At 36.9% G+C, this 13,476-nt stretch carries 14 protein-coding genes; 4 read left to right on the top strand and 10 right to left on the bottom strand.

The features are described from left to right. Positions 1–22 precede the first annotated feature (22 nt). From hppD to HMPREF9699_RS05955, 4 genes are all read left to right on the top strand, one after another. A complete protein-coding gene (gene hppD, locus HMPREF9699_RS05970) occupies positions 23–1,147 on the top strand; it encodes a 4-hydroxyphenylpyruvate dioxygenase (protein ID WP_002663260.1) in 1,125 nt (374 codons plus the stop codon). Between the two features lie 62 nt (positions 1,148–1,209). Then, positions 1,210–1,692, top strand: a complete 483-nt coding sequence (locus HMPREF9699_RS05965) for a hypothetical protein (protein ID WP_002663253.1) — start codon at positions 1,210–1,212, stop codon at positions 1,690–1,692. Beyond that, positions 1,692–2,939 carry a fumarylacetoacetase gene (gene fahA, locus HMPREF9699_RS05960; protein WP_002663252.1) on the top strand — a complete coding sequence of 416 codons (1,248 nt, stop codon included), beginning with the start codon at positions 1,692–1,694 and terminating at the stop codon, positions 2,937–2,939. The genes HMPREF9699_RS05965 and fahA overlap by 1 nt, the downstream gene beginning before the upstream one ends. Positions 2,940–3,040: 101 nt before the next feature. Next, positions 3,041–3,862 carry a flavin reductase family protein gene (locus HMPREF9699_RS05955; protein ID WP_002663250.1) on the top strand — a complete coding sequence of 274 codons (822 nt, stop codon included), beginning with the start codon at positions 3,041–3,043 and terminating at the stop codon, positions 3,860–3,862. Between the two features lie 64 nt (positions 3,863–3,926). On the opposite strand, the gene HMPREF9699_RS05950 is transcribed toward HMPREF9699_RS05955, so the two are convergent. The 10 genes from HMPREF9699_RS05950 to HMPREF9699_RS05905 all read right to left on the bottom strand — a co-directional run bounded on the left by HMPREF9699_RS05950 (position 3,927) and on the right by HMPREF9699_RS05905 (position 13,375). Next, positions 3,927–4,484 (bottom strand): hypothetical protein, encoded by a 558-nt coding sequence (locus tag HMPREF9699_RS05950; protein WP_002663245.1) that lies wholly within the window; start codon positions 4,482–4,484, stop codon positions 3,927–3,929. A gap of 38 nt (positions 4,485–4,522) precedes the next feature. Next, positions 4,523–5,113 (bottom strand): anthranilate synthase component II, encoded by a 591-nt coding sequence (locus tag HMPREF9699_RS05945; protein WP_002663243.1) that lies wholly within the window; start codon positions 5,111–5,113, stop codon positions 4,523–4,525. Then, positions 5,091–6,398 (bottom strand): glycosyltransferase family protein, encoded by a 1,308-nt coding sequence (locus HMPREF9699_RS05940; RefSeq protein ID WP_002663241.1) that lies wholly within the window; start codon positions 6,396–6,398, stop codon positions 5,091–5,093. The genes HMPREF9699_RS05945 and HMPREF9699_RS05940 overlap by 23 nt, the downstream gene beginning before the upstream one ends. A gap of 126 nt (positions 6,399–6,524) precedes the next feature. Next, the gene (locus HMPREF9699_RS05935) at positions 6,525–7,433 is read right to left on the bottom strand and encodes a DUF5655 domain-containing protein (RefSeq protein WP_002663239.1); all 909 of its coding nucleotides are present in this window, start codon (positions 7,431–7,433) and stop codon (positions 6,525–6,527) included. A 15-nt stretch (positions 7,434–7,448) separates the two neighbouring features. Continuing rightward, complete coding sequence (locus tag HMPREF9699_RS05930; RefSeq protein WP_002663237.1) at positions 7,449–8,021, bottom strand: hypothetical protein; 573 nt, start codon at positions 8,019–8,021, stop codon at positions 7,449–7,451. 219 nt (positions 8,022–8,240) lie between these two features. Further along, positions 8,241–10,760: a YfhO family protein gene (locus HMPREF9699_RS05925; RefSeq protein ID WP_002663235.1), complete on the bottom strand. Its 2,520-nt coding sequence runs from the start codon at positions 10,758–10,760 to the stop codon at positions 8,241–8,243. A 24-nt stretch (positions 10,761–10,784) separates the two neighbouring features. Next, positions 10,785–10,976, bottom strand: coding sequence for a hypothetical protein (locus tag HMPREF9699_RS05920; protein ID WP_002663234.1), 192 nt, complete (start codon positions 10,974–10,976; stop codon positions 10,785–10,787). 12 nt (positions 10,977–10,988) lie between these two features. Continuing rightward, a complete protein-coding gene (locus HMPREF9699_RS05915) occupies positions 10,989–12,047 on the bottom strand; it encodes a DUF6263 family protein (protein ID WP_002663233.1) in 1,059 nt (352 codons plus the stop codon). A gap of 41 nt (positions 12,048–12,088) precedes the next feature. Then, positions 12,089–12,844 (bottom strand): 23S rRNA (guanosine(2251)-2'-O)-methyltransferase RlmB, encoded by a 756-nt coding sequence (rlmB, locus tag HMPREF9699_RS05910; RefSeq protein WP_002663232.1) that lies wholly within the window; start codon positions 12,842–12,844, stop codon positions 12,089–12,091. Between the two features lie 63 nt (positions 12,845–12,907). After that, complete coding sequence (locus tag HMPREF9699_RS05905; RefSeq protein WP_002663231.1) at positions 12,908–13,375, bottom strand: DinB family protein; 468 nt, start codon at positions 13,373–13,375, stop codon at positions 12,908–12,910. Positions 13,376–13,476: the final 101 nt, after the last annotated feature.

The raw sequence follows: 13,476 nt of genomic DNA, 5'->3' as shown, positions 1-13,476 counted from the left end.
GTTAAAAAAAATATAAAAAACAATGGCAACATTTGCAGAGAAAATAGCACAGGCAGAAAATTTTTTGCCCATTAATGGTACAGACCACATCGAATTTTATGTAGGAAACGCTAAACAAGCCGCTCATTTCTATAAAACAGCTTTCGGATTCCAAAGCGTAGCATACGCAGGGCCTGAAACAGGCGTAAGAGATAGAGCTTCCTATGTACTTCAGCAGGGGAAAATAAGAATCGTCCTTACTTCAGGACTCAAATCAGACTCTCCCATTTGTGAACACCAGAAAAAACACGGAGACGGTGTAAAAATCCTTGCACTTTGGGTAGATGATGCCTATGCCGCATTTGAAGAAACTACCAAAAGAGGAGGTAAACCTTACATGGAACCTACCACCCTTACCGATGAACATGGAGAAGTGCGTATGTCAGGCATCTATACTTACGGAGAGACGGTACACCTTTTCGTAGAAAGAAAAAATTATAATGGTCCCTTTATGCCAGGCTATGAGAAATGGGAATCTGATTATAATCCTTCTGATGTAGGGTTACTCTATGTGGACCACTGTGTAGGAAATGTGGACTGGAACAGAATGCTCCCAGTGGTAAAATGGTATGAAGATGTAATGGGATTTGTGAATATCTTAAGTTTCGATGACAAGCAAATCAATACCGAATATTCGGCACTCATGTCCAAAGTAATGTCCAACGGTAATGGCTATGCCAAGTTCCCTATCAATGAACCTGCAGAAGGAAAAAGAAAATCTCAGGTAGAAGAATACCTAGATTTCTACGAAGGCGAAGGCGTTCAGCACATTGCCGTAGCTACCAAAGACATCATCAAAACCGTTTCTGAACTCAAAGCAAGAGGGGTAGAATTCCTATCAGCTCCACCAGATGCCTACTATGAAATGGTGCCAGAAAGAGTAGGACACATTGATGAAGATTTGAAAAAACTTCAAGAACTCGGCATCTTAATTGACCATGATGAAGAAGGCTATCTACTCCAAATCTTTACCAAACCAGTGGAAGACCGCCCTACCCTTTTCTTTGAAATCATTGAAAGACACGGGGCTCAGAGCTTCGGAGCTGGAAACTTTAAAGCACTCTTTGAAGCACTAGAAAGAGAACAAGCCAAAAGAGGAAATCTCTAAGAGAATGTGGGAATTTGAGAATTCCCTAATTATCTAATTCTCCAATTAATTCTAATTATTAAATGAAAAAAATATTTTTCGTACTCATATTCGGGCTTTCATTAGGAGCGAAAGCCCAATATGGTACGCTTCTGAGAACACTAGAAAGATTAGAAAAACGCCGAGGTTTAGTTCAGTCTCCTATAGACATCCAATGGGATGGGAGAAAATTCATCCATATTCAGGTAAGTCCAGAAGGGATTGTAGAAAAAAAAATCCTCTCTTTTGATAAAGATAAAGTAACCCTCATGGAAGTCTATGATGATGAAAAAAATGGAAAAATCACCACCAACCTCTTCCATGGCGATTTCGTTTTTACTAGAAAAAATATTCTCAATGTAAGAATGACATATATGGAGAAAAAACAAATGAATATCCCTCAGTCTCTTACTTTTTTACTGAATCAGCAGGACGATGTGTATTACCTAATAGAGTCCGTCTCTAAACAAAAATGGATAGACCAAGAAGCCATCACTAGAAAAAATAAATCTAAAAATAAAAAATAATGAAGTCATTCATCTCATACCCTTCAGATTCCGATTTTTCTATTCACAATATACCATTTGGTGTAGCGGTATTTAATAAACAATACATTGCATGTGCCACCCGCATCGGAGACATGGTGATAGACCTTGCTACACTTTATGACTATGGTTATTTCAATGAAATAGACGGGTTAAATGACAATGTTTTTGAAGCCTATACATTAAATGAATTTATAGAACTAGGGAAACCCATAACCAACGCGGTGCGTATCAAAATTCAGGAACTCCTCTTAGAGGGGTCTCCTCTTTCTCATGATGAACGCTCTTTGGAAGAGTGTTTTTACCAGCTCGACCAAGTGAAAATGCTCATGCCTATCCATGTTCCTAACTATACCGACTTTTATAGTAGCATGGAGCACGCTACCAATGTAGGTAAAATGTTTCGTGATCCCGAAAATGCACTCCTCCCCAACTGGAAACATCTTCCTGTAGGCTATCACGGCAGAGCTTCTTCCATTGTCGTATCAGGAACCCATATCCATAGACCGTGTGGACAGATTAAGCCCGTAGATGCTACTGCTCCTATTTTCAGTGCGTCTAAACAGCTGGACTTTGAGCTGGAAATGGGATTTATAGTCAATAGAAATACCGAAATGGGAACAAGAATTTCCACTGCCGAAGCAGAAGATGCCATCTTCGGAATGGTACTCTTTAATGACTGGTCTGCAAGGGATATTCAAAGCTGGGAATATGTACCGCTGGGTCCTTTCCTCGGGAAAAATTTCGGAAGCACCATTTCTCCATGGGTAGTTACCTTAGAGGCCCTTGAGCCTTTTAGAGTGCCTACGCCTAAACAAGAGCCTGAAGTCCTAGACTACCTAAAATTTGAAGGAGATAAAAATTTTGATATTCAGCTAGAAGTACTTCTAAAACCTGAAAATGGAGAGGAAAATAGCATCTGCAAAAGTAATTTCAAGTACATGTACTGGAATATGGCACAGCAACTGGCTCACCATACCATTAATGGTTGTAATGTAGAGGTAGGGGATATCTATGCCAGTGGTACCATCTCTGGAAAATCTCCTGACGCTTTCGGGTCTATGCTAGAACTCACATGGAGAGGACAAAACCCTTTACAACTTAAAGACGGCTCTGAAAGAAAATTCATTGAGGATAATGACACTATTATCATGAGAGGTTTCTGTGAAAAAGATGGTGTGCGTGTAGGTTTTGGAGAGGTCTCTGGAACCATCTTACCTGCAATATAACATTCTCCTAATAATATACCCTATTATACATTTCCCCTCTTTCCTACCGATAGAGGGGTAATATGTTCATAAAAACAAAACTTATTTTTTTAATTTCAATCATGATTACTATAAATCCCAAAGAAATTACCACCCCAGCATTGCAAATGATTTTGCAAACTGCCATTTCTCCAAGACCTATCGCCTTGGCATCTACCATAGATAAGGAGGGGAATATTAACCTTTCTCCTTTTAGCTTTTTTAATATGTTCAGTACCAACCCACCTATACTCATCTTCTCTCCGAGTAGCCGAGTAAGGGATAATACCACGAAGCATACCCTACAAAATGTAAAAGAAGTGAAAGAAGTGGTGATAGGAACAGTGAATTATGATATGGTGCAGCAGGTATCCCTCAGCTCTACGGAATACGATAAAGAAACGAATGAGTTCATCAAAGCAGGACTCACGATGAAAGATGCCCATCTAGTAAAACCTAAACTCATTGCAGAATCTCCAGTAAACTTTGAATGCGAAGTGAAAGACATCATAAACCTCGGTACGGAAGGCGGTGCTGGAAATTTAGTCATCTGCGAAATCAAAAAAATTCACATCCGTCCTGAATTTACAGATGAAAACGGAAATTTGAGCCAAGAAAAACTCAACATGGTGGCTCGGCTGGGCGGAAATTATTACGGACTAAGTAATGCAGAAAGTCTTTTTGAAGTTCCTAAACCATTGGTAACCTTAGGTATCGGTTTTGACCAATTGCCACAGGAAATTCTTCACAGCAAAGTGCTTACAGGAAATGATTTGGGCATGCTTGCCAATGTAGAAACGCTACCAAAAGGCAATTATACCTCTGATGAAAGCCTCCACCTCAAAGCACAACAATTACTCAAAGAAAGCAAAGTAAACGAAGCATGGGATATACTCAAAATTTGATTACTCATACCTTTTATACTACTGAACACCATAGGGCATCGAAATCATCGATGCCCTATGGTGTTTATTTTTTATTTTTGTAGGTTTTTGAATGTTCTTCAATATAAGAAATCAAACTATTAAATAGAGGATTAAATGTATTCTGATCATTTACTCCTGTCCAGATTTCATCAAATAAAGTATCACCAACAAATATTTCATCAAAGTTTTCAGGATTAATTAATTTTAACTGAATTCTCTTACTTTTTTCTTTATTATCATCAAATCTTAAGTATAAAAACTTTTTATATTTTCTATAAATATTGTTGATTCCTATTTTTCCACTCATCGAACCAATATCATCTTGTTTTCCATCTTTGATGATTTCACTTTCTAATTCTTCAAAAGTAATCACTCTATCAAAATAACCAATCTTTTCAGCCATTCCCTTCATGAATGTGCTATTTGGAACAACAAGTAACTGTTTATGTTCATCCAAATCAAAAGGTTTATTTACTAAAACAACGGCTTTTTTTGTAGATTGAAAATATCCATCTTCCTGCTTTTCCGATACTTTCATAACCGTACAGCTTTGTAAAGCAAAAGCTGTAGAAATCATAATTGGGAGAATAAGTTTCTTCATTTTATTGATTTTCAATTATATTATTTTCTGCAAATTTATTATTTTTCTCTTTTTAGTACAATTTTATTTAAAAAATTCTTCACCATTTTCTCCCCTTCTTTAGTAAGATAGCTTTCAGGGTGAAACTGTACGCCATAGAGTGGAAGAGACTGGTGTCTTAATGCCATTATTTCACCATCTGTAGATTGTGCAGAAATGATGAGTGATGACGGAAAAGCTACTTTTTCTACTGCCCAGCTGTGGTATCTTCCTGCTTTAAACGGATTAGAAACACCTTGAAAAATAATATTTTCATTGTCTATCACCTCCGTTTCAGAATGTACCCCATGATATACAGCATCTAAGTTTTTTAGCCTTGCACCAAAAAACTCTGCCAACGCCTGATGCCCCAAACAAACGCCTAAAATAGGTTTCAAAGCATGGTATTTTTTTATAATTGTAGGCATCATTCCAGCTTCCTGAGGAAGCCCCGGACCTGGAGAAAGAATAATAGCATCATAACTTTCTACTTCGTGTATCTCTATTTGGTCATTCTTTACAATGTCCAATTGTCCGTCCCAATTTTCTTCAATAATCTGGGCGAGATTATAAGTAAAACTATCGTAATTATCGAGTAGTAAGAGCTTCATGGAGCAAATTAACAAGTTGAGCAGTTAAATTTTTTCTTGAATAATACATTACCTCTTCGCTGAGTTGAGGTTTTAAATTTTCTTTTTGGATGAAAGCATTAAAAGCATCCAAAAGATAGCTTTTCATTTCATTTTTTTGGGAATAAGTAAAGTGTTTTCCTGCTTTGGTCTTCATTAGAATACCTTCTACATCAGCTGCTTCGGGACCAATGGACACAATTTTATTTCCCGTAGATAGGTACTCAAAAAGTTTCCCTGGAATAATACCTTTAGATGCTGACTTTGGAAAATTAGTGATAACTAAAACCACACTGGAAAGCATTACGGTAAAAGAATCATGATGAGAGATGTACCCTAATAAATGTACCTTATCTTTAGGAATCTGTTGGTATATCTCCTTGAGTATCTCCTCATCTACTCTACCTGCAAACTGCAACTGAAAATGATTTTTGAAATCCTCATTCTCACTACAAAGTTCCCCTATCGCTTCCCAAAGTGCAGAGGGGTTTCTCAGCTGCTCTAGTACTCCTACATAACTGACACTGAATGCCGTATGCTGAATTTGGGCTATTCCTTTTTCATGGGTATCAAAACCATTGGTAATACAAAAAGCATTGGCCCCCTCATTTTTAAAATTCTCGGCATCAGAGGGGCTAGTTGCCAAAGTAATATTTGCCGTTTGGAATACTTTTTTCTCCAGTTGTTTATGCTTAGCATCCGCCCATGGAGTAAGCATAAGATGTTGGTAATAAGAAATTTTAGTCCATGGGTCACGGAAGTCTGCCACCCAAAATAGATGAGGAAACTCCTTTTTTAATTGTAAACCTATCAGATGCATGGAATGCGGTGGCCCTGTAGTAACGAGGACATCCACGGTATGCGTTTCAAGGTATTTTTTCAAAAATTTTACCGATGGCCTTACCCAAAATTTTCGGGCATCAGGTATGAAAAAGTTGCCTCTTATCCATACCGAAATTTTTGATTTCCAATTTTGTTTGCTTTGCGTTTCAAACTGTCCCCCTTTAAATTTCTTATTCTTTTTATTGAAAATTTCCGCCCATTGATACGGTTCCCAAATCGGTTGTTGGATAACGGTTACACTTTCTGAAACCTCATCTGCCAAACTTTCGTCCACAATAGGATAACTGGGATTTTCAGGCGTATAAATAATAGGATTCCACCCGAATTCTGGTAGATATTTGGCAAACTTTAACCATCGCTGAACTCCCGGCCCACCCGCAGGTGGCCAATAGTAACTGACAATAAGGATTTTTTTGTTTGACATTATTGTGATAAAATAAGAACAATTAAGTAAAAACTACATCAAATAGGCTATCATCCACTAACTACCACACAATGGTTTTCGCCTTTATGGAAAACTTCAATTTATTTTATAAATCGAAGTGGTGAACTACACTGCCTGTTTTACCAAACTCATCAAATATTCTATATTTTTGAGGTCAATGATTTTGACTTGATAATCGCCATTGCCCAAATGTCCTTTTTTAGAAACATCAGTCATCAGCTTTTTAGGGTCATCAAGTTCTCCCATTTTTTTGTTAATATAAAGTTTCAATCCGCTTTTTTGGATTTCTATATCTGAAATATTTCTTTTTCCAATCCTAAACGCCACATAGTGTTTTTGCGGAATCACCTCTATTTCTGGGGAAAGGTTGCAAATGGCTTGTTTCACTTCTTCATAAAGTTCCAGCGTTTCATCAGGTTTTCCTTTAAGTAAATCTTCCTCTGTGTAAGTTTTTAGCTCTTTGGTAATTTCCTGAAGCTGAAAATTTTCTTTTTGAGCCGACAATTTTACGCTCGGGGCAGAGGCAGATTTTTTGAGTCCATTGATAGTGATAATGTCGCCCTCAAACTGCTTAATTTCCCAAAGTTCGATATTCAAATCTTTGAAATCGACCGCTTTTTTCTGATGTGAATTAAAGGCTGGTGAAACAAAAACAACTTTACTTTGCGACCAATCTACTTCGTCTTTTTTGAGTAATTTTCCCAAATTTTCGTTGTATTCCAGTACGAAATCGGCTTTATATTGCAATAAGGTACGCAGATAGCCCACACCTTGATCAAACACGCTGTAATTGTGCGAACGCTTGTATTCTATAATGACAAACGACTTGCTTTCGGCATCAAAAGCCAAAGTATCTATGCGTTGCTCCTGAACTTTAAACTCGGATTTTACCAGCTCCAAACCTGTAACTTGCTCCAAATTCTGCTCCAATAATCGCTGTATATCTCGTTCCAACTTAAAGGGAATTTCCTTTAAATCAGCTAAAATATTTTTGGTTTTGTGAAATATTTTCATTGTTCTTTTATCGTTCTAATCCTTTTTTAACTTATTCCAAAACTTCATAATTTCGTTTTGTAAACTTTCTGTAAGGTGTGAGAAATTATCACTAAAATAACTCTCACGATAATTATCTTTTCTTAGCGTCCAAACTTCATACGCTTGATTGTTCGCAACGATAAAAAAAATGGTTTTCTCTGAAGGATTATCGATACCTTGAGGATTTTCTTGCAACATATACATAAACTCCATATTTCCGTCCTTATCATCGTCCAGTAGCATAGACCTATTGTTTACAAATACCAGTGCTCTATTTTTAGGATGTGTTTTCTTGTGGCTAAAGGTTTTTTGATAGCTTCCATCTTGGAGTTTTGTAAATTTTTCTATATACAATTCGTCTCCCTCTGCTCCGATAGCATTTTTGGAAATCACCAAAATATTTTCAGTGTTTCGGTCATTTAATCCTACTGCATATATCTTTCTATCTCCAGAAAAAGGCAAATCTGACTTAGTAAGATGGGTAGTAAATCCCGAAATAACCTGCCCTACCTGAGCATTTGCTACCCCTGAAAACAATATTGTACATAAAACTAAAATGTTCCTCATACTTCTTTTGTTATTTAATTGTTCACATTATTAGGGATATAAATAAAAAAACGGATATTCCTTCTCTAAATCACTACATTCAAAACCTTTCCTCTCCGCTATGGTATTTTTTTATTTGATTTTCAACGAATTGAAATTTTGACACAATTATTCTACCAAAATTATTTTTCCCACTCCCTAAATAACCTTTACCTCCTTGTAAATAGAGTTCGTTTTAGATTATCGATGAATATTTCTCCGATTATAATAACCACCTCCTATACTCAACACTATAAAAAGCCCTAAAAACGACATAGAAATCATTTTTCCTTTTTCGATGACTTCTGGCTGAAATGTCATTTCTATAGTATGGTTTCCTGCCGGTACATGTACGGCACGAAGCAAGTAATTGGCTTTAATATAAGGTACTTCTTTTCCGTCTATGAACATTTTCCAGCCGTGAGGATAATAAATTTCCGAAAAAACGGCCAATTGGGGAGTAGCACTCTTAGAGGTAAACGATAAATGATTCGGCTCATATTTTACCAATTGGATAGATGCCAAAGTATCTTTAGCCATCTTTTTATCTTTAAAATAGGCACCATCTTCCTTACCTATCACGGCTACTTTTTTGGTATCCACCACACCTATTTTTTCTATCTCTTCATTGGCATTTTTCGCTTCTTCTATTTCAGAAACCAGCCACGCATTGCCATTGGTAAAAGGGTTATGCACCACTTCTAGATTTTGCGTATCCCCAAAAATCATATACTTAGCATTCAGCATATTGAGAATTTTGGGCGTTTTTACAGTATCTGATTTCGAAAAATAATAGTTGATAAGGTCATCATACCTTCTTAGTTTTACCGCATGATAACCGCCCACCGAAGATTTAAAGTAAGAAGTATTGGTTTCTGAAAAAGGACCAATGGTCTGATTATATACTCGGTAATGCCCTTGGTCTTTCTGTGCAATTTCTTGAATGGCATGATTTACTTTCGCATACGCCAAAAGGGACTGGAGTTCTTTTTTATCGCCTACCTTATCCACTAAATAGTCCGTGATTTCCGTCTGAAAAGGATTTTGAGCAAACTCTGCCTCTACGAAATTCTCTTCATTCAGATAGCGTTGGTTTACGGTCCAAAGGTCAAAAGTAGATACCGCTGCAATGATGATTAACGCAATATTTTGAGCTAATTTTTGTTTCAAAGCAAGGTATAACACCACAATGACAATGAGTACATAGAGCAATGTTTTAAGTGCATCTGACTTAAAAAATCCATATCTTTTTTCGATGAGATAATCCTTCATATAGCTAGGCATATAGGTAGCCTCTGCATCGGTAAGAAACCCGAAAAGTCCTTTTCCTGCCAAGATGAAAATCACCAACAGTGCCACCACCGTACCTCCTACGATGAAGAGTTTTTTAGTCTTTTCTGCTACTGAAATCTCTTGGCCATTAAAAAAAGCATATAATCCTACCATTCCCAATAAGGGTAATAATAACTCTGCCACTACTAAAATGGAGCTGGGAGCCCTAAATTTATTATAAAAAGGCACGAAATCTATAAATACATCAGACAATACAATAAAATTACTTCCCCAAGCCAAGCCAATGGTGAGCATGGTAGCTCCAAGAATCCAATACCTAAATCTTTTATCTGCGAAGAACAAAGCCAAAATAGCAAGAAAAATAACTACCGCCCCTTGGTAGGCTGGGCCACTGGTACCCGGCTGATCGCCCCAATAGGTAGGGCTGGCAAATGCGGAAATAATACGGTTTACCTCCTCCTGAGATTGTGCGTTTTCCTGTATTATCGTCTGGATATCCTCCATCATTTCCACACCTTCTTTTTCAGAACTTCCCCCACCCATCATCCTTGGAATGAATAAGTTTAGGGTTTCTAATTTCCCGTAACTCCATGCCAGCATACTTTCTTTTTCCATTCCGCTGGCTTTCTCATTTTGAGATTCTGTATTGAGTAATTGTTTTCCTCTTACCGTTTCGGTAACATATTCAGAGTTGGCAAGGAGTCTTTGGGCGTTCATCCCTACGGCCAGCCCCATGGCTACTGCTGCAATGGCGGTAGAAATGAGAAAAGGCTTGAAAGGTAACTTTTTTACCACTACCCTTATGAATTCTGAAAGGAAAAAAATACCCAGTGCAATGAAAAGATAGTAGGTCATCTGTGGATGATTGGCCGCCAACTGAAGTGCCATGGCCAGTGTAGTAATAACGAAGCCTAAAAAGTATTTCTGTCTTAAAAAAATCAATAATAAACCTGCCAACAAAGGGGCAAAATAGGCAATGGTATGTACTTTCCCATTATGCCCTGCCGCAATGATAATATAGAAATAAGTAGAAAAACCGAACATTAAAGCTCCCAAAAGTGCATATTTCCAGTTTCTTACGGCTACCATACCCAGTAGGAAAAATCCTGAAAAGAGCAAAACGAGATAATTGATGGGTTTAGGAAAAACCATCAGCACCTTATCTAAGGTCTTGATCATATCCCCAGGAAATTGTGCTCCCATCTGATAAGTAGGCATACCCCCGAACATACTATCACTCCAGTAGGTTTCTTTTCCATTTTCTGCACGGTAGTTCAGTAGCTCCTCCGCTCCTCCTTTATACTGAATAATATCATGCTGAAAGAGCTGCTTACCCATCAGCACAGGATAGGCATAAAGATAAGCTAAAGCAATGAAAAACAATACACTTCCTACAATGTATAGCGTACTTCTATATTTAGTCAGCATAGTATATAAATATCTAAAAAACAATTACTTTTTTTCTTTCACTTCTTCGTATTCTACAGTTTCGGCATCCCAGTTAAACTTTTTCTCTGAGGGTTTTCTATTCAAATTTCCCTTTTGTGTAGGACGCTGTTCATTGAAAAAAAATCTTTTCAAAAAGTTCCAAACAAAGAAAAAAATAACGGCCGAAAGAATAGTTAAAAAAATGAATTTTAGCATTTTATATATTTTTTATTTTGAAGGATTTACTATTACGGTCATCACAGAACTATTGGTCATGGTTTCTGTTCTTTTACCATCAGTAAAAGACTGTGATTCTTTATTTTTCACGGTAATATTTTGTGATTTTATCCATCCCGTTTTTGTATCAAACTGATAAGAACCATTTTGCGAAAGCTCAGAAGTAAGAGTTTGAGTAACTCCCTGCTGGGTGTCCTTTTGGGTTTGTTTAGGCACTCCCCCTGAAACAGTGATTTCTGCAATTCCATTTTCCACTTTTTTCAGGGTATAGTTAGAAGTGAGTTTTACCTTTCCATCAGGAGATACATTTTCTGAGTGCGACCAAGTTTCTCCTATTTTAGCTCCTTTCTTTGGCAAAATAAAAATATTTTTACTGAACTGATCACGAATAATTTTTTCAGTGAAAGAAGCCTTCATTTCTTTCAGTACCGCCTCTTGCTGTTTTTTATCTTTGGTCAGTTTAGCAACGGTAGTATTGAGTTTATTATATACAGCATCAAATCCTGTGATAGAAATAATTTCTCCGTTTTCTTTGAGCTTCATTTTCAGAGTATTTCCTGTAAGTGCTTTCTCTATTTCCCATCTGTTTTTCAGTCCTTCATCCTTTGGTGCTGGTGCTTTAGTATCCACGGTTTGGGTAACGCCCATCCCTGTCTGAGTGGTCTTTTTAGAGACAAAAATAATGTCCATATCATACACTCCTCCTTGCACTGCATTGACCTTAAAATTAATCACATCAGTATTTTCTCTGGTTACCGTCTGGGAAGTACCATCGGGCATTTTTACAGTAGCTACATCTTTTTGCTGTGTGGTAAAAGGATATTCCTTGCCCACTTCTAAGCGTAAATATTGATGATATACCCCCGCCGAGTCTCTGATTGCAAATTTTTCGGCTTCTTTTTTTGCAATTTCCACGGAATCTTGTACCGGAACTTCTATCTGAGTTACTTTTCCTGTTTTAGGATCTACTTGTTCTATGGTCTTGGTTTCTTTCTTATTACAAGAAAATAAAACTATTGCGATAGCCAAAGTGGCAGTAATTTTTCTCATTGTTTGAAATGATTTTTATTTTAATCTTTTTCTATTCTTTTTTATCCTAATGAACTGATATGCTTCTGTCTCACCGCTTCGTAAAGGATAGCTCCACATGCTACAGAAACATTAAGAGATTGTGTTTTACCTACTATAGGAAGTTTTATTTTTTCATCTGAATGATGAAGCACTTCTTTGGAAATTCCCGTTTCTTCATTTCCCATCACCAAGGCACAAGGCTCAGTAAAATCTACATCATAAATCAATTTTTGTGCTTTTTCAGATGCTGCAAAGACCGCTACCCCAGATTGCTGTAAAAAATCAATGGTATGAGCCAAATTTTTCTCTTTGCATATTTTAATATTGTAAATGGCTCCTGCGGAAGTTTTTATAGCATCTGAATTAATAGGAGCCGCTCCTTTTTCTGGAATAATGATAGCATCTACCCCTACACATTCTGCCGTTCTGCATATTGCCCCAAAATTTCTCACATCGGTCAATCGGTCTAAAATAAGTAAGAAAGGAGATTTTCCCTCCTCAAAAATCTGGGGTAGAATATCTTCTATCTTATGGAAAGGAACATCTGAAATGAACGCCACTACGCCCTGATGATTTTTCCGAGTAAATCGGTTCAATTTTTCCACAGGCACATAATTCGCACGAAGTCCATGTTTTCCTAAAAGTTTTTTAAGGTCGGCATAAATTTGCCCTTGTAATCCGTTTTGTAAAAATATTTTATCAATGGTTTTTCCCGCTTCTATAGCCTCCATTACAGGACGAAGCCCGAAAATAAAATCTTCTTTTTTTTGTTCCATCTTAAAGTTAAAAGGTTATAAAGTTAAAGAGCTAACAGCCAACTGGTAATAGCCTGCCACAATTTAAAAATACTGCAACAGAGCCCTTTTCTGAGCCATCACATAGCCATAGTGTAACCCCTCATGGATATTATTAAAAATAATGGCCTCCTGAATATTTTTCAAATCAAGCCCAAAACTGGTAGTATAAGACTGATAATCATCAAATAAGCCTTCATCATAATCTTCTATCAAAATTTTTCCAGTTTCTACTAGTAGAAAATCCAGTTTTTCTACATCTGATTCCGTTACTTCTAAAGTAGGCAATGTCCCTTTCCTAAAAGTATCTATCCAGTAAGTATCTATTCTAAAATCATTACCACTGAGATAGTAATGGAGCAATTGCTGTGTGGCTACACAATGGGCAATATTCCAAAAAATATTATTATTAAACCCATCAGGGATATTGCTAAGATCTTTCAGCGAAGTAGTTCTAAGAATATTCGCAAGGTTTTCTCTTATTTGCTGATGAGCCTTAAAATGATAATTCATTTATTCTTAATTTTAATCTCCAAAGATAATGAAAATATGAACGCAAGGAATGTTTTGCCTTATTTTTTATATCCCACAAAATCCTTAGCTTTGTAAATGGA

It is taken from the genome of Bergeyella zoohelcum ATCC 43767 (assembly GCF_000301075.1).
Lineage (GTDB): Bacteria > Bacteroidota > Bacteroidia > Flavobacteriales > Weeksellaceae > Bergeyella > Bergeyella zoohelcum.
Note: the sequence above shows the minus strand (reverse complement) of the source record. Positions and strands in the feature narration are given on the sequence as shown.

Bases quoted from the DNA above. Each gene is read 5' to 3' on its own strand.
- hppD (WP_002663260.1), top strand. From the start codon at position 23: ATGGCAACATTTGCAGAGAAAATAGCACAGGCAGAAAATTTTTTGCCC.
- HMPREF9699_RS05965 (WP_002663253.1), top strand. From the start codon at position 1,210: ATGAAAAAAATATTTTTCGTACTCATATTCGGGCTTTCATTAGGAGCG.
- fahA (WP_002663252.1), top strand. From the start codon at position 1,692: ATGAAGTCATTCATCTCATACCCTTCAGATTCCGATTTTTCTATTCAC.
- HMPREF9699_RS05955 (WP_002663250.1), top strand. From the start codon at position 3,041: ATGATTACTATAAATCCCAAAGAAATTACCACCCCAGCATTGCAAATG.
- HMPREF9699_RS05950 (WP_002663245.1), bottom strand. From the start codon at position 4,484: ATGAAGAAACTTATTCTCCCAATTATGATTTCTACAGCTTTTGCTTTA.
- HMPREF9699_RS05945 (WP_002663243.1), bottom strand. From the start codon at position 5,113: ATGAAGCTCTTACTACTCGATAATTACGATAGTTTTACTTATAATCTC.
- HMPREF9699_RS05940 (WP_002663241.1), bottom strand. From the start codon at position 6,398: ATGTCAAACAAAAAAATCCTTATTGTCAGTTACTATTGGCCACCTGCG.
- HMPREF9699_RS05935 (WP_002663239.1), bottom strand. From the start codon at position 7,433: ATGAAAATATTTCACAAAACCAAAAATATTTTAGCTGATTTAAAGGAA.
- HMPREF9699_RS05930 (WP_002663237.1), bottom strand. From the start codon at position 8,021: ATGAGGAACATTTTAGTTTTATGTACAATATTGTTTTCAGGGGTAGCA.
- HMPREF9699_RS05925 (WP_002663235.1), bottom strand. From the start codon at position 10,760: ATGCTGACTAAATATAGAAGTACGCTATACATTGTAGGAAGTGTATTG.
- HMPREF9699_RS05920 (WP_002663234.1), bottom strand. From the start codon at position 10,976: ATGCTAAAATTCATTTTTTTAACTATTCTTTCGGCCGTTATTTTTTTC.
- HMPREF9699_RS05915 (WP_002663233.1), bottom strand. From the start codon at position 12,047: ATGAGAAAAATTACTGCCACTTTGGCTATCGCAATAGTTTTATTTTCT.
- rlmB (WP_002663232.1), bottom strand. From the start codon at position 12,844: ATGGAACAAAAAAAAGAAGATTTTATTTTCGGGCTTCGTCCTGTAATG.
- HMPREF9699_RS05905 (WP_002663231.1), bottom strand. From the start codon at position 13,375: ATGAATTATCATTTTAAGGCTCATCAGCAAATAAGAGAAAACCTTGCG.